This is a genomic window from Pseudoduganella sp. GW821-FHT05F09 (assembly GCF_059419605.1).
In genome coordinates this window covers 51,108-71,438 of sequence record NZ_JBWKSD010000011.1, presented here as the reverse complement: position 1 = coordinate 71,438, position 20,331 = coordinate 51,108, and the positions used below count along the sequence as shown (strand labels likewise).

16 protein-coding genes are annotated in these 20,331 nt (G+C 65.1%); 9 read left to right on the top strand and 7 right to left on the bottom strand.

The window, feature by feature from the left end; translation table 11 throughout:
- Together AC07S4_RS27690 and AC07S4_RS27685 are read right to left on the bottom strand one after the other, a co-directional pair.
- Positions 1-1,731, bottom strand: coding sequence for a RecQ family ATP-dependent DNA helicase (locus AC07S4_RS27690; RefSeq protein WP_494989666.1), 1,731 nt, complete (start codon positions 1,729-1,731; stop codon positions 1-3).
- A gap of 92 nt (positions 1,732-1,823) precedes the next feature.
- Positions 1,824-4,358: a response regulator gene (locus AC07S4_RS27685; protein WP_494989665.1), complete on the bottom strand. Its 2,535-nt coding sequence runs from the start codon at positions 4,356-4,358 to the stop codon at positions 1,824-1,826.
- 166 nt (positions 4,359-4,524) lie between these two features.
- On the opposite strand from AC07S4_RS27685, the gene AC07S4_RS27680 reads away from it, so the two are divergent.
- On the top strand, positions 4,525-5,031 hold the full coding sequence (locus tag AC07S4_RS27680) for a GAF domain-containing protein (RefSeq protein ID WP_494989664.1): 507 nt from the start codon (positions 4,525-4,527) through the stop codon (positions 5,029-5,031).
- A gap of 3 nt (positions 5,032-5,034) precedes the next feature.
- On the opposite strand, the gene AC07S4_RS27675 is transcribed toward AC07S4_RS27680, so the two are convergent.
- Entirely contained in the window at positions 5,035-5,871 is an 837-nt protein-coding gene (locus AC07S4_RS27675; RefSeq protein WP_494989663.1) for an HDOD domain-containing protein, read from the bottom strand.
- Between the two features lie 72 nt (positions 5,872-5,943).
- Between AC07S4_RS27675 and AC07S4_RS27670 the strand changes: the two genes are divergently transcribed.
- Positions 5,944-6,684 (top strand): substrate-binding periplasmic protein, encoded by a 741-nt coding sequence (locus tag AC07S4_RS27670; RefSeq protein WP_494989662.1) that lies wholly within the window; start codon positions 5,944-5,946, stop codon positions 6,682-6,684.
- A 7-nt stretch (positions 6,685-6,691) separates the two neighbouring features.
- On the opposite strand, the gene AC07S4_RS27665 is transcribed toward AC07S4_RS27670, so the two are convergent.
- Positions 6,692-7,471, bottom strand: coding sequence for an alpha/beta fold hydrolase (locus AC07S4_RS27665; protein ID WP_494989661.1), 780 nt, complete (start codon positions 7,469-7,471; stop codon positions 6,692-6,694).
- 506 nt (positions 7,472-7,977) lie between these two features.
- On the opposite strand from AC07S4_RS27665, the gene AC07S4_RS27660 reads away from it, so the two are divergent.
- Positions 7,978-11,205 (top strand): exonuclease/endonuclease/phosphatase family protein, encoded by a 3,228-nt coding sequence (locus AC07S4_RS27660; protein ID WP_494989660.1) that lies wholly within the window; start codon positions 7,978-7,980, stop codon positions 11,203-11,205.
- On the top strand, positions 11,202-11,546 hold the full coding sequence (locus AC07S4_RS27655) for a hypothetical protein (protein ID WP_494989659.1): 345 nt from the start codon (positions 11,202-11,204) through the stop codon (positions 11,544-11,546). The genes AC07S4_RS27660 and AC07S4_RS27655 overlap by 4 nt, the downstream gene beginning before the upstream one ends.
- A gap of 26 nt (positions 11,547-11,572) precedes the next feature.
- Here AC07S4_RS27655 and fdhD read toward each other — a convergent pair whose 3' ends face one another.
- A complete protein-coding gene (gene fdhD, locus AC07S4_RS27650) occupies positions 11,573-12,397 on the bottom strand; it encodes a formate dehydrogenase accessory sulfurtransferase FdhD (protein WP_494989658.1) in 825 nt (274 codons plus the stop codon).
- A gap of 16 nt (positions 12,398-12,413) precedes the next feature.
- Positions 12,414-13,334 carry a bestrophin family protein gene (locus AC07S4_RS27645; protein WP_494989657.1) on the bottom strand — a complete coding sequence of 307 codons (921 nt, stop codon included), beginning with the start codon at positions 13,332-13,334 and terminating at the stop codon, positions 12,414-12,416.
- 106 nt (positions 13,335-13,440) lie between these two features.
- Between AC07S4_RS27645 and AC07S4_RS27640 the strand changes: the two genes are divergently transcribed.
- From AC07S4_RS27640 to AC07S4_RS27625, 4 genes are all read left to right on the top strand, one after another.
- Positions 13,441-14,241 (top strand): substrate-binding periplasmic protein, encoded by an 801-nt coding sequence (locus tag AC07S4_RS27640; protein ID WP_494989656.1) that lies wholly within the window; start codon positions 13,441-13,443, stop codon positions 14,239-14,241.
- Positions 14,242-14,311: 70 nt separating this feature from the next.
- Positions 14,312-14,761 (top strand): DUF29 domain-containing protein, encoded by a 450-nt coding sequence (locus AC07S4_RS27635; protein ID WP_494989655.1) that lies wholly within the window; start codon positions 14,312-14,314, stop codon positions 14,759-14,761.
- A gap of 99 nt (positions 14,762-14,860) precedes the next feature.
- Entirely contained in the window at positions 14,861-17,566 is a 2,706-nt protein-coding gene (gene mutS, locus AC07S4_RS27630) for a DNA mismatch repair protein MutS (protein WP_494989654.1), read from the top strand.
- On the top strand, positions 17,563-18,534 hold the full coding sequence (locus tag AC07S4_RS27625) for a hypothetical protein (protein ID WP_494989653.1): 972 nt from the start codon (positions 17,563-17,565) through the stop codon (positions 18,532-18,534). The genes mutS and AC07S4_RS27625 overlap by 4 nt, the downstream gene beginning before the upstream one ends.
- 41 nt (positions 18,535-18,575) lie before the next feature.
- On the opposite strand, the gene AC07S4_RS27620 is transcribed toward AC07S4_RS27625, so the two are convergent.
- Positions 18,576-19,118, bottom strand: coding sequence for an FKBP-type peptidyl-prolyl cis-trans isomerase (locus AC07S4_RS27620; protein ID WP_494989652.1), 543 nt, complete (start codon positions 19,116-19,118; stop codon positions 18,576-18,578).
- Positions 19,119-19,199: 81 nt separating this feature from the next.
- Between AC07S4_RS27620 and AC07S4_RS27615 the strand changes: the two genes are divergently transcribed.
- Positions 19,200-20,324, top strand: coding sequence for a JmjC domain-containing protein (locus tag AC07S4_RS27615; protein ID WP_494989651.1), 1,125 nt, complete (start codon positions 19,200-19,202; stop codon positions 20,322-20,324).
- Positions 20,325-20,331: the final 7 nt, after the last annotated feature.

Sequence of the window (20,331 nt, the reverse complement as noted above, 5' to 3'; positions counted from 1 at the left end):
CTAAAGCGGCTCGACAAACTCGGCCATGAAAGTCTTGGTTGTATTTTCCGGAAACGCTATCGTAACCTGGCCGCCCGCCACCGACAGCACGGTGCCGATGTCGAACTTGGCCACCTTGACCCGGCTGCCCACTTCTATCGGCGGACGGGCCGGAACCGTCTCCTCCTGGTGCGGCTCGGGCGCGGCGAAGGCCTCGCCGGGATCGAAGGCCGCCTGGGGCGGCGCCAGGCAGTTGTCGCACTGGCAGCAGCGCTCGAAGCCGGGCGTCTCGTCGCCGAAATAGTCGAGCAGCAGCTTCCAGCGGCAGTAGCCGCTTTGCGCATAGCCCACCATTTGCTCGAGCGCCTCGCGGTCGCGCTCCTGCTTGTCGGCGTAGACCCTGGCCAGGCGCTCGAACTGCGCGGCGGAAGGCTCGCCCGCCGCCGGCTGCCACGCCAGGCGGCGGTTCTGCCTGAGCAGCTTGCCGTCCTTGAGCAGCTTGAGGCAAACCTGCAGCATGGCCGGGGCGGCCTCGCCCAGTTCGGCCTTGAGCGCGTCGAAGGAGAAGGGACCGCCGTCCGCCAGCTTGCAGGCGGCGTCGTACACCGCCCGCAATTCATTGGCCTCCGGGTAGTGCTTGACGAGGAAAAACTGCTGCAAGCGCTTGTCGGCCTGCAGGTAGAGCAGCGTGCAGTTGGCCGCCTGCCCGTCACGCCCCGCGCGGCCGGACTCCTGGTAATACGCCTCCAGATTGGCCGGCACTTGCAGATGCAGCACGAAGCGCACGTCGGCCTTGTCTATGCCCATGCCGAAGGCGTTGGTGGCCACCATCACGCGGCGCGCCCCGGTCATGAACTGCTCCTGGCTATCCCTGCGCTGCTGCGCGGGCAGCTTGCCGTGGTACAGCGCCACGCTTTCGCCCTCCGCTTCCAGCAGCGCATGCATCTCCTCGGCCGCCTTGACCGTGGCCGCGTACACTATGCCCACGCCGGTCTCGCTGCGCACCCGCTCCAGCGCCTGCGCGCGCTTCTCGTCCGGGTTGGTGCTCTGCACCACGCGGTAGTGCAGATTGGGCCGGTAGATGCCCGTGTTGATCACGTTCAGGTCCGCCACGCCCAGCTGGCGGGCGATGTCGTCCACCACCTCGCTGGTGGCGGTGGCGGTCAGCGCCAGCACCGGCGGACGGCCCAGCGCCGCCACCGCCGCGCCTATGCCCAGGTAGGCCGGACGGAAGTCATGGCCCCAATGGGAAATGCAGTGCGCCTCGTCGACCACCAGCAGGTCCACCCCGCTGCCCTGCAGCAGCGCCAGGAACTCCGGCATGGCCAGCCGCTCCGGCGTGCAGAAGATGATGCCGCTGCTGCGCGCTCGTATGCTCTCGAGCGCCTCCAGCTCCTCGGCGCGCGGCAGGCTGCTGTTGAGCTGCGCGGCGCGGATGCCGATTTCCTCCAGCTTTTCCAGCTGGTCCTGCATGAGAGAAATCAGCGGCGACACCACCACCGTGGCGCCCGGCAGTATGGAGGCCGGAATCTGGTAGCACAGCGATTTGCCGCTGCCGGTGGGCATGATGGCCAGTGTGTGGCGCCCGGCCAGCACGCTGTCGATCACCTGGCGCTGGCCGGGACGAAGGCTTTCCACGCCGAATACGCGGCGCAGCAAATCGCCGATCAGGCGCGTGCGCGCCGTCGCCTCTTTCGCCGCGCGCCGCTGTTCCGCCGCGCCGCTGTTGCGTTTGCTCTTGCTGCTTGCCATAGTCTCCGCCTCGCTCTCGTGGTATAGCCACTGTAAGCGCAGGATGGGGCGCACGCCATAGGACGCCGCCTACAGCAGCCGTAGGAGGGCCGCTAGGTATGGTCGAGCGCGGCCTGCAGTTCCGCCAGGTCGTAGGGCTTGCGCAGCACGCCGGCCGGGAATTCCAGCTGGGACAGCGCTTCCTTGCCGTAGCCGGTGGAGAAGATGATGCGGGTGGGCTGGCCCGCCGCCAGCATGCGCCGCGCCAGGTCGATGCCGGACATGCCGGGCAGGCTGATGTCGGTAAACAGGATGTCGAAACGCTCGGCCTCCAGCAGCGCCCAGGCCTGCTCGCCGTCGCACACGCCGCTGACGTGGTGGCCCAGCATGCCGATCAGCTCGCACACCATCTGCTGCGAATCGAGATTGTCCTCCACCACCAGGATGCGCAGCGCGCGGGCCGCGCTGCCGGGCGCGAAGGCGGGGATGGCTGTCGCTGCGCCCGGCTCCAGCCTGCGGCCGCGCGCCAGCTTTTCCTGGCTGCGGTTGTTGAACACGTGGCGCAGCTTGCGCGCCAGTTCGTCGCGCCGGTAGGGCTTGCTCAACAGTTCCAGGCCGGCGTCCACCCGGCCGCCGTGCACAATGGCGCTGCGCGGATAGCCGGAGGTGAACAGCACCGCCAGCTCGGGCTGGATGGCGCGCGCGGCGCGGGCCAGGTCCGGGCTGCTCAGGGCGCCCGGCATCACCACGTCGGTAAACAGCAGGTCGACCGGCTCGCGCTCGATCACCGCCAGCGCCTGCTCGCCGTTTTCGGCCTGCAGCACGCGGTAGCCCAGGCCGCCCAGCATGTCCACCACCACGGCGCGCACGCCGGGGTCGTCCTCCACCACCAGCACGGTCTCGCTGCCGCCGCTGGCCGGCCCGCCCAGGCCGGGCAGCTCCCGGCTTTCCTCGGCGCAGGAGCGTGGCAGGTAGATCTTGACGCTGGTGCCCTGGCCCGGCTCGCTGGTGATCTTGATGTGGCCCCGGCTCTGCTTGACGAAGCCATACGCCATCGACAGGCCCAGGCCGGTGCCCTGGCCTTCCGGCTTGGTGGTGAAGAAAGGCTCGAAGGCGCGCTGCAGCACGTCGGGCGGCATGCCGCAGCCGGTGTCGCTCACCGACAGCATCACATACTGGCCGGACGGCACGTCGAGCAGGTTGTGCACGTAGTACTCGTCCAGCACGGCGTTGCTGATCTCGATGGTGAGCTTGCCGCCGCCGCGCATGGCGTCGCGCGCGTTGATGGCCAGGTTCAGCACCACGTTTTCAATCTGCCCCGGGTCCACCAGCGTGTTCCACAAATCGTCGCCGACGATGGTGGCCACCTCCACCGGCTCGCCCAGCGTGCGGCGCAGCAGCTCGCCCATATTGCCGACCAGGCGGCCCAGGTTGGCCACCACCGGCTGCAGCGGCTGGCGGCGCGCGAACGCCAGCAGCTGCGAGGACAGCTTGGCGCCGCGCTCGACCGCCGCGATGGCCATGGCCAGGCGCTGGCGGCCGGCGCCGGCGGCCGGCGCGTCCTGCTGCAGCAGGTGCAGATTGCCGTAGATGATTTGCAGCACATTGTTGAAGTCGTGCGCCACGCCGCCGGTCAGCTGGCCCACCGCCTCCATTTTCTGCGACTGGCGCAGCGCGTCCTCGGCCTTGTCGCGCTCGGCGATCTCGCGGCCCACGCGCTGCTCCAGCGTGTCGTTCAGGTCGCGCAGCGCCACTTCGATGCGGCGCCGCTCGGTGATGTCGGTCTTGACCGCGATCAGCGCCTGCGGCTCGCCGTCCTCGTCGACCAGACGGCTCATGCTGCTGGAAATCCAGACCCAGTCGCCGTCCGGCTTCAGGTAGCGCTTTTCCAGCGTGAACGGCACGCCGTCGGCCAGCAGGCACGCCACCCGCTTACGGTTCTCGTCCATGTCCAGCGGGTGGATGATGTCGTCCATGTGCAGGCCCAGCAGCTCCTCCTCGCTGCGCCCCAGCATCTGGCACAGCGCGCCGTTGACGCGGCGGAAGCGCCCGGTCAGGTCCAGCTCGGACAGGCCCACCGAGGCCTGGCCGAAGATGGCGGCCAGGCGGTCCTGGCTGGCGCGCAAGGCCTGCTCCATCTGCTCGCGCGGCCGGCCCCAGGCGGCGGCGCTGACGGTGCACAGCACGCCGCCCACCTCGGCCTCGCCGTCGCGCACCGGCGTGTAGTCCAGGTCGAACCAGACCTGTTCGGGCATGCCATTGCGCAGCACCGTCATCGGCGCTTCGCGCACGCGCAGGAACTCGCCGCGGAAGCCGGTTTCCAGGATTTCGCGGTTCCAGTCCCACAGTTCTGGCCAGCCGCCTTGCACGGTGGCGCCCAGGATACGCGGATGGCGCGCGCCGGCAATGCCGGCGTAGGCGTCGTTGTAGATCATCACGTGCGCCGGCCCCCACATCAGCACCATGGCGACGGGGGTGTTGAGCAGGATATCGACGGTGGTGCGCAGCGCCGGCGTCCACTGGTCCATCGGCCCCAGGGCGGTGGCGGCCCAGTCGAACTCGCGCACCAGGCGCCCCGTGTCGCCGCCGCCCTGCGGCGCATAGCGCTGCGGCGGCAGCGGCTGGAGCTTGTGGCTGAGAGAATTCATTCGGACTGCGGCTCCTGTTCCTGTGGTGGCTATGGGCGGGATGTGCCCCGTATCAAACTGTACCGCAATATCGGCGCCGCGTGCGCGCGATCAAGGGACATCCTCCGGCAAACCTGGCCGGACCGGCGTAAGATACTGCCCTCAGCCATTATTTTCACCTGCCATTATGACTTTTACCATTAGCGACGCCGCCTACGGCACCGACACCCCGGAAGCCAAACAGGCCATGTACGCCGATCTGCGCTCCCAGCTGCAAGGCCTGCTGGCCGGCGAAACCGACGTGATCGCCAATACCGCCAACTTCAGTTCGCTGGTGTTCAACACCATGCCGGGCCTGAACTGGGCCGGCTTTTATTTCCTCAAGGGCGATGAACTGGTGCTGGGACCGTTCCAGGGCAAGCCGGCCTGCATCCGCATCAAGAAAGGACGCGGCGTCTGCGGCAGCACCGTGGAAAAAGGCGAGCCCATCCTGGTGCCGGACGTGCACGCCTTCCCCGGCCACATCGCCTGCGACGTCAACTCGCGCTCCGAGCTGGTGGTGCCGGTGTTCGCCGGCGGCGCCATCCACGGCGTGTTCGACCTCGACAGCCCGCTGCCGAACCGCTTCGACGAAGTCGACTCCGAAGGCATCCAGTCGCTGGTGCGCCTGCTCGAAGCCACTCTGCCCGCCTAAGGCCTACACCAGCAGCGCCGCGCTCATCGAGCGCGCTTCCTCGGCGGATTCCAGCAGGATGTCGTCGATCAGCGCGTTGCCGGCCAGGTAGGCGTCCAGCGCCGCGCGGCGCGCCAGCACGTCGTCGTCGGCCAGCGCCAGCGGCGAGCGCAAGGGCGCCAGGCGCTTGGCCAGCAGCAGCGTGTCGCGCAGGCCGCCGGGCGGAATCGACACGGCGCCGCCGCGCAGCGAGGCGATCGCCACCGCCACCGGCTCCGGCACCAGGAGCTTGCCCAGCAGCTCGCGCGTGACGATCTCGTGCAGCGCCCCCATGCGGGCGTCCGGGTCGTCCAGCAGCCCCGGCATGTCGTCGGCGCGCGACAGCAGATAGAAACCGCCCACTTCGTGCATGATGCCGGCGAACAGCGCCGTGTCCGGGTCCACCCGCGTCAGCTTGCGCGCCAGCACGTGCGACAACGCGGCCACATGGGCGCAATGCCGCCACAGCTGGTCGGCCTGGTAGCGCAGCTGCGGGTTGCGGATGCGCGCGCCGAACTGGCGCACAACCATGGCCGCCGCCAGCGAATACAGATTGCGGTAGCCCACCCGCAACACCGCGCCGCGCGCGCTGGTCACCACCGGCCCGCCCAGGCGGCTAAATACCGCCGAGTTGGCCAGCGCCACCGCGCGCGCCGCCAGCACCGGCTCGGCCAGCACTTTGCGGATCGCGTCCTCCACATGGCAATCCGGATCGGCCAGCGCCTGCTGCAATTGCAAAGCCGCGTTCACGCTGGTGGGGAACACCAGCTGGCCGCGCCGTGCCTCGGCAACTATCTGCGCATAGTCTCTCAGTTTTTCCATGAATAAAATTATACAGGCGCCGATTGCACATCGCCGCTCCGCACAATTGCGCGCGTGCTATATTTTGATCCTATGAGAAAGCTCTTCCTCATCCTGGCATGGCTAGGCGCCAGCATCATGCCAGGATATTGCCGTACCGAAACTGTCACGGTCTACACCAGCGCCAATTTTGCGCCGCTGGTGGTGGGCGAGGACAGCGGCGTCTACCACGATATGGTGGATTATCTGAACCGGCAGAAGCTGCCCGGCCTGAACTTCAAGCTGAGTTATCTGCCGCGCAAGCGGCTGCAGCTGATGGTGGAGGAAAACCGCCTGGACGGCATCGTGATCGGCATGATGCCGCACTGGTTCGACGACACGGCCCAGCAAAAATACCTGTGGACCACGCCGTTCGCCCTGGACCGTTTTGTGGTGGTGACGCGGGCCGACTCCGGCCTGAAGCCGCTGGTGTCCGGCGCCATGGCGGGCCGCTCGGTGGGTCTGGTGCTGGGTTACGTCTACCCGGATCTGGATGACTGGATACAGCGCGTGGGCCTGGTGCGCAGCGACGGCATCGGCGAGGAAGCCAACCTGGAGAAACTGCGCATGGGGCGCGTGGACTGCGTGGCGGCGGCCGAGTCGGTGGTGCGCTACTACATGCGGACGCACGCGGCCCAGGCGGTCTTCCTGCTGACCGAACTGCCGGCCCGGCAAACCGAGCGCCGCTTCCTGGTGCCGCACGCGAAAGCGGCCGTACACCGCCAGCTGGCGCCGGTCATCCGCAAGCTCAAGGATGATCCGGCGTGGCAGCGCATAATGGCCAAGTACAACTAAGCAAGCATTAGCGCTTGACGGCGGCCAGGATCACGTCGGCAACCTGCTTCGGCTGCGACACCATGGGCACGTGGCTGGTCTGCACGGTGGTGGTGACGGCGTTGATCTTCTTGGCGAAATCGCGCTGCAGGCCCGGATCGATCATGCGGTCCTTGCCGGCCACGATGTAGTAGTTGGCCTTGTTCTTCCAGGCGGCGACGGTCACCGGCTCGGCGAAGTTCTTGGCCGGGAACAGGCCCTGGGTGGCGGCCAGCACCTTGGTGGTGGCGGCAGGCAGGTCTTGCGCGAAGTTGGCGGCGAAGGACGCGGCCGGCAGGCTCAGGTAGCCGGCCGGGCCTTCCTGCAGCGTCGGCACGCCGGCCGGCAGCGGATAATTCTTGCCCACCGAACCCAGCGACTCGCCTTCCGACGGCGCAAACGCGGCCACATACACCAGCGCCTTGATCTTGTCGCTGGTGCCGGCCTGGGTGATCACGGCGCCGCCCCACGAATGGCCCACCAGCACCACTTTGCCGGTCTGCGCGTCGATCACGCGCTGCGCGGCCTGCACGTCGTCCGCCAGCGAGGACAGCGGATTCTGCACCGACACCACTTTCACGCCCTTGGCTTGCAGCAGCGGGATCACTTTGTCCCAGCTGGAACCATCGGCGAAGGCGCCGTGGACCAGTACCACCGTAGTGTCGTCGGCGGCGGTTTCAGCGCGGGCCGGCGTGGCGGCGAAGGTGGACAGGATGGCGGCGGACAGAACAGCGGAAGCCAGCAGGACGGGTTTGATCGTGGTTTTCATGAGGAAGCTCCAAGTTATATTGTGCGTTAATAGTTAGTGCGCTATGTTTGTCATGGCTGCTGGTCCGTATCCGGCGCTGCCATGGAACGAACTATAGCGCACAATTCATTAGCGTGCAAATTATTTTTAACGCGGCCGTTTGAGCGACATCACCGGCTTAAAGGGCTTGGTGGGAAGGCGGATGGAAACCAGGATATATGGCGCTGACTGGGCATTTTGTGAACATTGGTTAGAATTTAACAGTGACATGAATGTTAAAGTCTGAATAACTTGCGGCGGTACACACGTGAGCAGGGATGGCCGGCTAAGCGTCCTTGTGGCCGCATGGCGGGCGGGGGCCGTTGTCGTGGTGGAGGCGCTGCGGCACATCGCGCCGCCGTGGCTGGTCAACTCATTGCCGGACAGAGCGGCACAGGAGCCTTGAGATGAATGACATCGCACTGCAGCGCTTTACCGATCCAGAAGACGGGCACCCATCCGCGCTGGCGATGCGCTAGGTTATCTCGATGCCTTGCGACAAACACCCATTCCTGGCCGTGGGGCCTTGTGGCAAATGCGGGCGGCTGAAGTGCCCGGTTTGCGCGTGCGATGCCTGCGCGGACGAGAATGACGACATCACGCCGCTGCGTGTGGCATCGTGGAACATCAAAACCCTCGGCAAACAGTTTCATCACAATCAACCTGCAGTCACCAAGCTCCTGGCGGCCGTCATGCTGCGCATGAACGCCGACGTCATTTGTCTCATGGAAGTAATGGAGGGTTTCGGGTTAAAACACGCCGTCAGCATCGTAGAGGAAATGAACCAAATATCGACGATACGCTGGCGCGTGCGATTCCCAGGCACGTACACCGGAACCGGCGGACGCAACGGGCTCGAGACCTACGCCGTCGTCTACAATCCGGACCTATTCGAACTGGTGAGCTTCAAGCTCGTTGGCGCGGAGATTCCCTATTCCAAAGACGAGTCGGGTAAGCGCAGGCCTGTTGGGTTCTCCAACGTTGTGACTCGCCGGCCAGCGGAGGCCGTGTTCAGGCCCCTGCCCACCAACAGGCACTTCAGCTGCTATCCGGAGTTCCGCGTGATCATCTTCCACGCGCCGTCGGTCGCGCCTAAGGATTACTTCCTCGCATGCCATGCGATCAGCGAGCTTAAGAAGCTGCCTGTCTTCGCAAATCCCAAAAAATTTCCATACACGATACTTTGCGCAGACCTTAACTTGGACGAGGAGGCCGCCAACCACGTGCAGCGTCGCGAGGCGCAGGCTTACGACGACATGGTGGTGAAACCGAAGGAGCAAGCCGCTAAGCACATCGAAAACTACAACCTTGCTTACCAAAATTACATGGACGCACTGAATGCCTTGACGGAGCACCGGCAGCTGCTCGCGCAGAAACTGGATGAGCAGGATCCGGTTGCACAATGCGCGCAAAACGTCCTGGACCTGGAGTTCTGGGCCGCGGAGGAATTGGCGGCGACGAACAGCAAGGGTAAGAAGCGCGACATAAGGTTTGCGAAGGCGAAATTGCAACAACAGGAGATCAGTCAGTTGTTGGAGAGTAGTACCCTGGAACTAAAAAACAAGGCCCAGGAGATACTGAATGAACGCAAGGAGCTTGAGCGGGCTGTGATGGAGGCTGATGAGAGGCTAGAACTAGCTGAGGAGCGTGCCGATCCCCATCTTCCCACCAGCGAGGAGGAAGTGCTCAACTTGGCGGAAGTGGCATTTGAGCCGCTCACGGACACCGGCATGTGCTCGAATCTCAGCTATTCAGACGACTTTCGTACCACCCTGCGCATGTCGGTCCATGCCGCGTGTACGAGGCAGCCTCGAGCTAAACACTATGATGAGGAACTCACGTTTGAGCATTTCGTCTGCTCGAACTTCGACCAGGTTCTGGTGCGGACGGATGACGGCTACGCTTGGGGCGACCTCAGGGCGAAAGTCATCAATATCCTGGGCGCGGTGATGCCTGATGACGTAAGAAACAGGCTGGTGATCGGCAGTACATCAATGCCACCGATGACTGCAGGACTATGGGACCATTTACTCGAGGCTGCCGAAAGCAATAGCGCGCTACACAAGGAGCTAACGGACGCGTTCGGCGAGGACCCAAGCGGTATCGAATCCAACAGCATTGTCCTCGATGCCCCCCTCGACGGCGTCATCGACGAAGGCGATGATGACCCTGTGGAGCACGACTATGAGCCGATTAAGGCAACGGTCCTCAATGCCTTTCTCGCCGAACCGGAGGTGTTCGCGTCGGCGCTCGTCAGCGCCTTCAAACGCTTCGTGGCAATGAACAACAGCCATCCGCACATCGATCTCGTTCGTCGCGAGGCGGCTGCGTCAGCCTCAGAGCCGGATCCAATTGTGGATTTCTTTAACAAGGCCAACCTCTGGAACAATCAAGCCAAGAGAAATGCGGTCAAGTACGTCCCCGAGCAGCAAAGATTGCGGCTGTTCTCGATCAACGTCTACCTCGCACTCGCGAACGTGCTGAGCGACCACCTTCCCGTCATCGTCGAAATCGAAATCGTCGAGCCGACACTGCGCTTGCCGGTGACGCCGGTGCCGCTCCGCTTCCCCTCGCTCTTTGACCTGCCGCACTCTTCGCCCATCATGGGTTGCCCCAATATGAGCCGCCGCCTTGGTCCTTGTCAGAATCTCAAGAATTGTTGCGGCACTTGCGACGAGCGAACGTCGTTGAAGACCGCGGACGGGTGTCTCACCGGCTATCAACTCGTGCGTCTTGCCGCAAAGGTCTGCCAGAAATTCATCGCCCTACACCGCAATACGGGCCTCGCATTGGTCCGCAGGCAGACACTGCAGATTGTCGGCGGCCAGCACTGGACGGCTATGGCCGGCCATCTGCTCTACGTAAAGCGGCGCAGCAGTGCATTCGCGATAGCGCATGGCACCGAGTACTTCAGGTCCAACTCCAACATCCTAATTGGTGAAAGTGGTATCCAGGTCGAACGGGAACTCTGTTCGATCAAAAATGAACTTGCTGCCCGCAAGCATCCGCGCATACTCTTTGCCGGAAGAAGCAAGGCGAAGGTCCAGATCCTTGTCGACATCGAGGACGATGATGACGTCGACGTGCAGGACGAAGACATTGACCAGAGCAAGAAAAAAAATGACTGGAGTTACCCCAGGATCGGCAAAGAGTTTGGCGCTCAAAATCCCGTGAAATTCGCGAAAGATGTATTGTCGTTCCTGCGGACTGGCGTTTGTCCCACACAGGATCCCGCGCTTCGCCAGGCACTCGCTGCGCTTCTCGTAACGATATTCGGAGTGGAGGCGAACAAGGACAATTCGACTTATTTGACCGCCATCCTGCTTTTGCTCGGTATCGAAATGGGACGCTATACGGTCGGTGAGGCTTTCTATCAGGTCGACTCAAGCAACGAATGCAACCTCGCTGGAACCCTCGGACTCTTCCCCTTGGCATCGTCCGAGCGCTCCAACCTCTACGGCAAGCGCCGATGCATCTCGGGGAAGGCAACCGACATGGAGCCTGGCTGGAGCGAGGCCAAGATCATGACGACGATGCTCAACATGCAGCCTCGCTGTCGAGATAACATCATCCTCAAGAAAGAGATGGTTTTGTTGGTTGACGACGTGCGGGCGCGTTTCAGTTTTCATCGTACATGTAAAACGGAGGACTTGCTGAAAGGCGTATATCTGCAGTGGTTAACTGACCTTCACGGGTGCTACATTCCCAAGATATGATCGTCATCCGCTCACAGCAGCTTGAGGCATTCGCGACGAAACGAGCCAATGCCTTCGTCGACGAGTTGATTGGCGAGGCGCCGACCACGCTGGCCGGCGACTCCGCTCGGTCTGTCGTCGTCGCAGGGATGGCAGCCGCCATCGCCCGCGGATTCCGCACACCGGCCGGTATCCGCGGATTCGTGCGGCGCCTCTTCGTGCTCGGCACCGCGTATTACGAGCACGCCGCTGTGCGCGACTGGATAGACGAATTCGGTCTCTCCGAGGAAGAGCGGCTTGCGTTCGTCGATGCGCACGCCGATGAGATTTGCGCGACGAAAAATACAATGCCACGGCATTGAGCCAGCAATCAGAGCAGAATGGAACCCTAATCCAGCAGCGTGTACTCCACACAGCCATCCTGGCGGCAGAAACTGACCAGCTTGAGCCCGGCCTGCTCGGCGATGTCGATGGCCAGCGAGCTGGGCGCGGAAATGGTGGCCAGCATGGGAATGCCCATGCGCGCGGCCTTGCGTGCCAGCTCGTAGCTGGCGCGGCTGGACATGAACACAAAGCCCTCGCGCATGTCCGTCCCCTGCAGGGCCAGCCGGCCGATCAGCTTGTCCAGCGCGTTGTGCCGGCCCACGTCCTCGCACACGTGCACAATGCCGCCGTCCGGCGTGCACCAGGCGGCGGCATGCACGCCGCCGGTGGCGCGCATCAGCGCCTGGTGCCGCCCCAGTTCGCGCGCGGCGACCGCCACGGCCGGCGCCACATCGCGTTCCCGCCACGGCGCCGCCACCCGCTCGGGCGCCAAGTCCAGCATGGCCAGGCTCTCGATGCCGCACACGCCGCAGCCGCTGCGCCCCGCCATGGCGCGGCGCTTCTCCTTCATCTGCATAAAGCACTGCTGCGCCACCGTCAGCGCCACCTCGTAGCCCGCGCCATGCCGCTGCACCTCGATCTCGTAGATGTCCGCGCGCGCGGCGACCACGCCCTCGGTCAGCACAAAGCCGGCGGCGAATTCCTCCAGGCCCACCGGCGTGGCCATCATCACGGCGTATGAAATGCCGTTGATCACCAGCGCCACCGGCGCCTCCTGCGCCACCTTGTCCGTGCCGTGGCCGCTGCTGGCGGCACGCCGGCGCAGCACAGGCCGCGCCTCGCAGCCGCTGTCCGCCATCGCAGCAGCAGGGGAAATTTCTGTCAGCATGGTGCGTCTCCTGTTGTCAGTCGATGCGGTAGCCCGCATCGGGTTGCAGCGCCGCCGGCATGGGCGCGCCGTACTGCTCGCACACGGAGCGCTCGATCTGTCGCGTGAGCGCATTCAGCGCAAGGCAATTCGGCGCCGTGCCGAAGGGTTCCGCCACCTGCTCGGCAATCGCCTCCAGCGCAAAGAAAGTGTAGGCCACGAACACGGTAATCAGCGGCGTGGCCGCGCCTATCGCATCGACCAGGCCGAACGGCAGCAAAAAACAGTACAGGTAGACGGTGCGGTGCAACAGCACGCCGTAGCCGTAAGGGATGGGCGTGGAGCGGATGCGTTCGCAAGCGCCCACCGCCGCGCCCAGCGCGTTGACCTGCCGGTCCAGCACCATCAGCACCTCGCCCCGGGCCGGCGGGCGCAGCGCGGCCTGCACCAGCATCTGGCGCAGCGCGTCCAGCAGCGCCACCGGCAGGAAGCTGCGTCCGCGCAGCAGCGCCAGCTCCTGCGCATCGAGCAGGCCGGCCAGTTCCGGCATGGGATCGGTGCCGCGCAGCTGGTGCTTGAGCGCGTACATAACCGCGATCAGCCGGCGCCGGAACAGCGCCTGGTTGAACGCCGCCTGCTGCGCCGGGAAGCAGCTGATCGCCTGCGAAGCCAGCGCGCGCGCGGCGATCAGCAGCTGGCCCCAGCACAGCCGCGCCTCGGTGAAGCGCTGGTAGCTGGCGTTGTTGCGGAAGGCCAGGAAGATGGCCAGGCTCACGCCCAGCAGCGGGAAGGCCGCCGTGTCCAGCGGCAGCTTGGCGCCGGCGATGCGGCCGTCCGTCTCCAGCGCCACCGTGCTGACGAACAGCATCAGCAGCAGCTGCGGCAAAATGGCCGGCAGCACCGAGCCGCGCCACACGAACAGCAGGCGCAGCCAGTTGACGGGGGGACGGACTATCATGGCACCAGCTCCTGGGTCTCAAAACATGCACACATGGTAAGCGCGGGCGCTGTGGCGGCGGAGGTACAGTCGCTTGCGAACCGGACAGGTACAGTTATCATGCGGGATGCCCTCATCAATCCCCGACCTGCTGCGCACCACCGCCCTGCCGCTGCTGCTCATGCTGGCCGCAGGCGCCGAAGCCTGCAGCATGCGGCTCGGCTATACCACGCAGAATGCGCCGCCCTACTACATCGGCTCGGACACGGTGCCCAAGGCGCCGGGCGCCATGGTGGAGCTGCTGCAGGAGATGGCGGCCAGAAGCGGCTGCACCGTCGAGCCCCTGCGGCTGCCGACCGCGCGCCTGCTGGGCGCCGTGAACGGAGGCCAGATCGACGCCGTCGTCATGACCACGCCGCCGGCCGACCTGCGGCAGATCGCCCTGCCCCTCGACAGCCGTGGCCAGCCCGACGCCAGCCGCGGCCTGCCGCAGTTCACCATGATCTACGTGCGCGCCGCCGACCGCGCCGCCGCCAGCCGGGATACGGCGGCCTACCTGCGCGGGCGCCGCGTGGGCGTCACACACGGCGTATCGTTCGCCGCCGAGCTGCGGGAAGCCGGCATGGAAATCGACGACGGCGCCGCCAACGCCCGCCGCAACTTCGACAAGCTGCGGCTGAACCGGATAGACGCGGTGGCCGTATCGCTGAACACGCCCGCCGACATGGACGAGTTGCTGGCCCGGGAATTCGGCGGCCAGCTGGCCCGCCTGGAGCGCCCCTTCCGCACCCGCGCCCTGTGGCTGATGGTCAACAAGCGCTACTACGGCACGCACAAGGCAGCAGTGGAGAATATGTGGACCTGGCTGGGCGACAACGGCAGCAAGCGCCTGCACGTCCTGCTCAAGAAATACGACGCGGCCCGCTGACGCTTCCGCAAAAAGGCGTAGCCTGGACTTTCAGCGGGACTTTGCTACCGTGAAGTAAAGGAGGTGCGCCATGCTGGACTTCAAAGATGACCCTGTTCCCGCCTACGGAGACGACTTCATCCGCTGGCTGGAATCGCAAGCCGCATTCCTGCGCGCTGGCCGCCTGGAGCTGCTGGACAGCGAAAACCTCATCGACGAGCTTATCTCCATGGCCAATCGAGACCGCCGCGAACTGAACCACAGGATGGAGTTACTGATCGTCCATCTACTCAAATGCCAGTTCCAGCCAGACCACAAGTCCCACAGCTGGGAACACACCATTTATGAGCAACGCAGTCAGATCCGGCTGATCATTGAAGACAGCCCCAGCTTACGAAATACGCTCCGGGAAAGACTGGAAGCCCACTACCCCCACGCGCTGCGCCAGGCTGCGCGCGAAACAAGACTGCCGGCCACGCAATTCCCGTCCCGCTCCCCGTACACCATAGAACAACTGCTGGATGAGGATTTTCTGCCCTGAAGACTCAGGAAACTCAGCGCATTGTTGTGAAAGCGGTAAAATGTCGGCCTATTGCTCCATTGCGCGCCCGTGCGCGCAGCCACATCGAACCACGAAACAATGACCACCATTCCTAGCGAAATCAACGCCGCCGCCGTCAAGAACAGCCCTGCTGAAAAAGTCACGCCCATGATGCAGCAATACCTGCGCATCAAGGCGGAATACCCGTCCATGCTGGTGTTCTACCGCATGGGCGACTTCTACGAGCTGTTCCACGAGGATGCCGAGAAGGCCTCGCGCGTGCTGGGCATTACGCTGACGGCGCGCGGTTCGTCCAACGGCGTGCCGATCAAGATGGCGGGCGTGCCCTTCCATTCGCTGGAAGGCTACCTGGCCAAGCTGGTCAAGATCGGCGAATCGTGCGCCATCTGCGAGCAGATCGGCGATCCGGCCACCAGCAAGGGGCCGGTCGAGCGCAAGGTGATGCGGGTGGTGACGCCCGGCACGCTGACCGATTCGGACCTGCTGCCGGAGAAGGCCGAGCGTCCGCTGCTGGCGCTGTGCATGATCAGCCAGCGCAAGGTGGTGACGGCCGGCCTGGCCTGGCTGTCGCTGGCCAGCGGCGCGCTGAAGCTGATGGAGTTCTCGGGCGACAGCCGCACCGTGGCGATCCGCATGCAGCAGGAACTGGAACGCATCTCGCCGGCCGAGATCCTGCGCGGCGACGACGCCGAGCTGTTCGAGGAAGCCTTCACCTGCCATGTGAACCGCGTGCCCGAATGGCACTTCGACGTGGTGAGCGGCCACAAGGCGCTGCTGGACCAGCTGAGCGTGGCCACGCTGACCGGCTTCGGCGCGGACAACCTGGGCGCTGCCTTCGGCGCGGCCGGCGCGCTGCTGCGCTACGCCCAGTCGACGCAGGGACGCGGCCTGCAGCACGTGCGCAGCCTGTCGACCGAGACCGAGTCCGAATTCATCGGCCTGGACGCGGCCACGCGCCGCAACCTGGAGCTGACCGAAACCATACGCGGCCAGGAATCGCCCACCCTGTTCTCGCTGCTGGACCACTGCCGCACCGCCATGGGTTCGCGCCTGCTGCGCTACTGGCTGCACCACGCCAAGCGCGACCAGGGCGTGGCGCGCTCGCGCCACCAGGCCATCGCGGCGCTGGCGCACAGCGACACCACCGGCGTGCTGTCGCAAACGCTGGCGCAGGTGCCGGACATAGAACGCATCACCACGCGCATCGCGCTGCTGTCGGCGCGCCCGCGCGACCTGGCCAGCCTGCGCGACGGTTTGAAGCAGCTGCCCATGCTGCGCCAGGCGATGGAACGCAGCATAGGCCAGGACAGCGGCACTTTGCTGGCCTCCATCCACCACGCGCTGGCCACGCCGGACGATTGCCTGGACCTGCTGACCCGCGCGGTGATGGAAGAACCGGCCACCATGGTGCGCGACGGCGGCGTGATCGCGCGCGGCTTCGACGCGGACCTGGACGAGCTGCGCGGCCTGTCCGAAAACGCGGGCCAGTACCTGATGGACCTGGAAACGCGCGAACGCGCGCGCACCGGCATCGCCAACCTGCGCGTGGAATACAACAAGGTGCACGGCTTCTACATCGAAGTGACCAACGGCCAGGCCAACAAGGTGCCGGACGACTACCGCCGCCGCCAGACGCTGAAGAACTGCGAGCGCTACATCACGCCTGAGCTGAAGGCCTTCGAGGACAAGGCGCTGTCGGCGCAGGACCGCGCGCTGGCGCGCGAGAAGGTCCTGTACGACCAGCTGCTGGCCGACCTGGCGCCCTTCATCGGCTCCCTGCAGACCATCGCGCAGGCGCTGGCCCAGGCCGATACGCTGACCGCGCTCACCAGCCACGCGCTGCGCCATAATTGGTGCGCGCCGGAGCTGGTGGCCGAACCCTGCATCAATATCGTGGAAGGCCGCCACCCCGTGGTGGAAGGCCAGATCGAGCGCTTCATCGCCAACGACTGCCGCTTCGTCAACGACCGCCGCCTGCTGCTGATCACCGGCCCCAACATGGGCGGTAAATCGACCTTCATGCGCCAGGTGGCGCTGATTACGCTGCTGGCCTACGTAGGCAGCTACGTGCCCGCCACCAGCGCCGTGATCGGCCCGATCGACCGCGTGTTCACCCGCATCGGCGCCACCGACGACCTGGCCGGCGGCCGTTCCACCTTCATGGTGGAGATGACGGAAGCGGCGGCCATCCTGAACGGCGCCACCGACAATTCGCTGGTGCTGATGGATGAAATCGGCCGTGGCACGTCCACCTTCGACGGCCTGGCGCTGGCCTGGGCGATCGCGCGCCACCTGATCGACACCAGCCGCAGCTTCACGCTGTTCGCCACCCACTACTTCGAACTGACGCAGCTGCCGGAGAGCCATCCCACCGCCGCCAATGTGCACCTGTCCGCCGTGGAGCACAAGGACACCATCGTGTTCCTGCACGCGGTGCAGAGCGGCCCGGCCTCGCAGAGCTACGGCTTGCAGGTGGCGCAGCTGGCCGGCGTGCCGCAGCCCGTGATCAAGGCCGCGCGCAAGCACCTGGCGCGCCTGGAAGCGCAAGCGCTGGACGCCACGCCGCAACTGGACCTGTTCGCCGCGCCAACGGCGGACGCCAACGACGAGGAAGCGCCGCAGCCGCATGCGGCAGCGATGCAGGCGGCGCAGCCGGCCGAGTCGCCCGCCATGCGCGAGCTGCTCGACGCGCTGGACGGCCTGGACCCGGACGCGCTGACCCCGCGCGAAGCGCTGGAACGCCTGTACCAGCTCAAGCGCCTGGCGGAGCCCGCGCTGGCATGAAGCGCCGCGCCGCCCTGCTGCTGACGGCCTGCCTGGCCGCGTCGCCCGCCTTCGGCGCGGCGGCAAAGACGGGCGGCGCCGCAGCGGGCAAGAGCGCGGCAGCGAAAGCCCCGCGCGCCTTTGTGTTCAGCGCCATCGGCCATGCATTCAAAGCCGGCGCGGACGAGGCGCTGCTCAAGCGCGCCATCACGGAAGCCAGCCAGGACAAGCCGGTGTTCATCGTCGCCACCGGCATCAAGGCGGCCAGCGAGCCTTGCAGCGACAAGCTGTACGCGCAGCGCAAGGAGGTGCTGGACGAATCGCCGCGCCCCATCATCGTTTCCCCCGCCGGCACCGACTGGACCGCGTGCCGCAATTCGGCGGGACGCTCGAACGCCATCGAACGCCTGAACCGCATCCGCGAAGTTTTCTATCCGGGCAATGAGTCGCTGGGCTTGCAGCCGCTGCTGCTGACGCGCCTCTCGGCCACGGCCAAGTTCCGCAGCTACGCCGAGAACGCCTATTGGGAACATGGCCCGGTGCTGTTCGCCACGCTGAACCTGCCCGCGCAGAACAACCACTTCCTGCTGGAAGCGGGCCGCAACAGCGAGTTCGAAGACCGGCTGGTGGCCAACCGCGCCTGGCTGCACCGCCTGTTCGCGCTGGCACAGCGGCGCGGCGTGGAAGGCATTGTGCTGTTCTCGGACGGCGATCCGGGCGCGCACGTGGAGGAAGGCTTCTCGCTGCTGGGCGGCTTCTCGGAAAAACAGGACGGCTACACGCAAGTGCGCAAGCAGCTGCGCGCGCTGGCGGAAAAATTCAAAGGCAAGGTGCTGCTGGTCGATAACCAGGGCGATGCGAAAACCCCTCCGGCCATGACGTGGCGCGGCAACCTGGGACATCTGGGACTGGGCGTGGAATGGGAAACGGTGCGGGTACAGCCTGGCAGCGCCAACCTGTTCTCGCTGGGCGAGGAAACGGCGCCGTAATACTGGCGGGTTACGCGCGCTGCGCTAACCCGCCAAACTGCTTAGTGAATCGGGTGCGAGCGGAACTCGTCGCCTTCATCGCCGTCATCTTCGTCGCCGTGATGGTGGCCATGGGCGCCGTGCACGTGTTCGTGCGCGATTTCTTCGTCGGTCGCAGCGCGGACATCCACCACTTCCAGTTCAAAGCGCAGCGCCATGCCGGCCAGCGGATGGTTGCCGTCCAGGACCACTTTGTCGTCTGCGATTTCGGTCACGGTGAAGATCAGCGCTTCTTCGTCGCCGTCTTCGCCATCCGGCATGCCTTCGAACTGCATGCCCACTTCCAGCGGCTCAGGCAGGCGGTTGCGCGGCTCCACTTTCACCAGGCTGGCGTCGTAGTCGCCGAACGCATCTTCCGGTTCGATCTGCAGGGTGGTGGCGTAGCCGGTCTCTTTGCCGTCCAGCTCTTCTTCGATTTTCGGCAGCGTGTTCTCGTAACCGCCGTGCAGGTAGACCATAGGCTGGCGACCGTCTTCGATCAGGTTATTCTGTGCGTCGGACAGTTTGTAGTTCACGGTCACGACGGAGTTCTTGGCGATCTTCATTATGGCTTCCTTTCATATTTAAGCTGCCCGAATTATACCTTGCCGCGAATTCCCCCATCCGTGTGCTTGTTATAATGGCGTATGAAAAAATTACCTCTCCTGGGCGACATCACGCCCGCGCAATTCCTGCGCGACTACTGGCACAAAAAACCATTGCTGATCCGCCAAGCGGTGCCCGGCTTCAAGCCGCTGCTGACGGTGGACGCGCTGGCCGAACTGGCCACCAAGAATTTCGTCGAATCCCGTCTGATCACCAAGCGTGACGGCGAATGGGACATGCAGCACGGTCCGATCGAAGCGATACCCCCGCGCGACGAGAAGGAATGGACCATGCTGGTGCAAGGCGTGAACCTGTTCGACGCCCGCGCCGACGCGCTGCTGCGCCAGTTCCGCTTTATCCCCGACGCCCGCCTGGACGACCTGATGGTGAGCTTTGCCACCGACGGCGGCGGCGTAGGCCCGCACTTCGATTCCTACGACGTGTTCCTGCTGCAAGCGCAGGGCCAGCGCCGCTGGCGCATCAGCGCGCAGAAGGACCTGAGCCTGATCGAAGGCATACCGCTGAAAATCCTGTCCAACTTCCAGTCGGAAGAGGAATTCGTGCTGGAGCCGGGCGACATGCTCTACCTGCCGCCGCACTACGCGCACGACGGCACCGCCATCGGCGACTGCCAGACCTATTCCATCGGTTTCCGTTCGCCGGCCTTCCAGGAGCTGGGCGAGAACTTCCTGCAATGGATGGCGGACTCCATCGACCTGCCCGGCCGCTACGCCGATCCGGACCTGGAAGCGACCGGCAAGCCGGCCGAAATCCCGCGCCACATGCTCGATACGGTGATCGAGGAACTGAACAAGGTGCGCTTCACCGAGGACGACATCACCATCTTCCTGGGCGAGTACCTGTCCGAGCCCAAGCACAATGTGTTCTTCACCGGCCCCGCCAAGCCGCTCACGTTCGAGCGCTTCCTGCAGGCCGCCGCCAAGAAAGGCGGCGTGGTGCTGTCGGCCAAGTCGCAAATGCTGTACCGTGGCAGCCATGTCTTCATCAACGGCGAGTCCTTCGCCGCCGGCCGCGCCGACAAGGCCGCGCTGGTGGCCCTGGCCAACAACCGCGCGCTGGACGCCGCAGCCCTGGCCGACGCGTCGGACGACGTAACGGACGCGCTGTACGCCTGGTACACGGACGGCTGGCTCGAATTGGCTTAAACAGGAG

What these genes read in the sequence shown, in the direction of transcription:
- AC07S4_RS27645 (WP_494989657.1), bottom strand. Translation starts at nt 13,334, where the DNA reads ATGATAGTCCGTCCCCCCGTCAACTGGCTGCGCCTGCTGTTCGTGTGG.
- mutS (WP_494989654.1), top strand. Translation starts at nt 14,861, where the DNA reads ATGACCACCATTCCTAGCGAAATCAACGCCGCCGCCGTCAAGAACAGC.
- AC07S4_RS27655 (WP_494989659.1), top strand. Translation starts at nt 11,202, where the DNA reads ATGATCGTCATCCGCTCACAGCAGCTTGAGGCATTCGCGACGAAACGA.
- AC07S4_RS27680 (WP_494989664.1), top strand. Translation starts at nt 4,525, where the DNA reads ATGACTTTTACCATTAGCGACGCCGCCTACGGCACCGACACCCCGGAA.
- AC07S4_RS27670 (WP_494989662.1), top strand. Translation starts at nt 5,944, where the DNA reads ATGAGAAAGCTCTTCCTCATCCTGGCATGGCTAGGCGCCAGCATCATG.
- fdhD (WP_494989658.1), bottom strand. Translation starts at nt 12,397, where the DNA reads ATGCTGACAGAAATTTCCCCTGCTGCTGCGATGGCGGACAGCGGCTGC.
- AC07S4_RS27685 (WP_494989665.1), bottom strand. Translation starts at nt 4,358, where the DNA reads ATGAATTCTCTCAGCCACAAGCTCCAGCCGCTGCCGCCGCAGCGCTAT.
- AC07S4_RS27635 (WP_494989655.1), top strand. Translation starts at nt 14,312, where the DNA reads ATGCTGGACTTCAAAGATGACCCTGTTCCCGCCTACGGAGACGACTTC.
- AC07S4_RS27615 (WP_494989651.1), top strand. Translation starts at nt 19,200, where the DNA reads ATGAAAAAATTACCTCTCCTGGGCGACATCACGCCCGCGCAATTCCTG.
- AC07S4_RS27675 (WP_494989663.1), bottom strand. Translation starts at nt 5,871, where the DNA reads ATGGAAAAACTGAGAGACTATGCGCAGATAGTTGCCGAGGCACGGCGC.
- AC07S4_RS27660 (WP_494989660.1), top strand. Translation starts at nt 7,978, where the DNA reads ATGCCTTGCGACAAACACCCATTCCTGGCCGTGGGGCCTTGTGGCAAA.
- AC07S4_RS27690 (WP_494989666.1), bottom strand. Translation starts at nt 1,731, where the DNA reads ATGGCAAGCAGCAAGAGCAAACGCAACAGCGGCGCGGCGGAACAGCGG.
- AC07S4_RS27640 (WP_494989656.1), top strand. Translation starts at nt 13,441, where the DNA reads ATGCCCTCATCAATCCCCGACCTGCTGCGCACCACCGCCCTGCCGCTG.
- AC07S4_RS27665 (WP_494989661.1), bottom strand. Translation starts at nt 7,471, where the DNA reads ATGAAAACCACGATCAAACCCGTCCTGCTGGCTTCCGCTGTTCTGTCC.
- AC07S4_RS27625 (WP_494989653.1), top strand. Translation starts at nt 17,563, where the DNA reads ATGAAGCGCCGCGCCGCCCTGCTGCTGACGGCCTGCCTGGCCGCGTCG.
- AC07S4_RS27620 (WP_494989652.1), bottom strand. Translation starts at nt 19,118, where the DNA reads ATGAAGATCGCCAAGAACTCCGTCGTGACCGTGAACTACAAACTGTCC.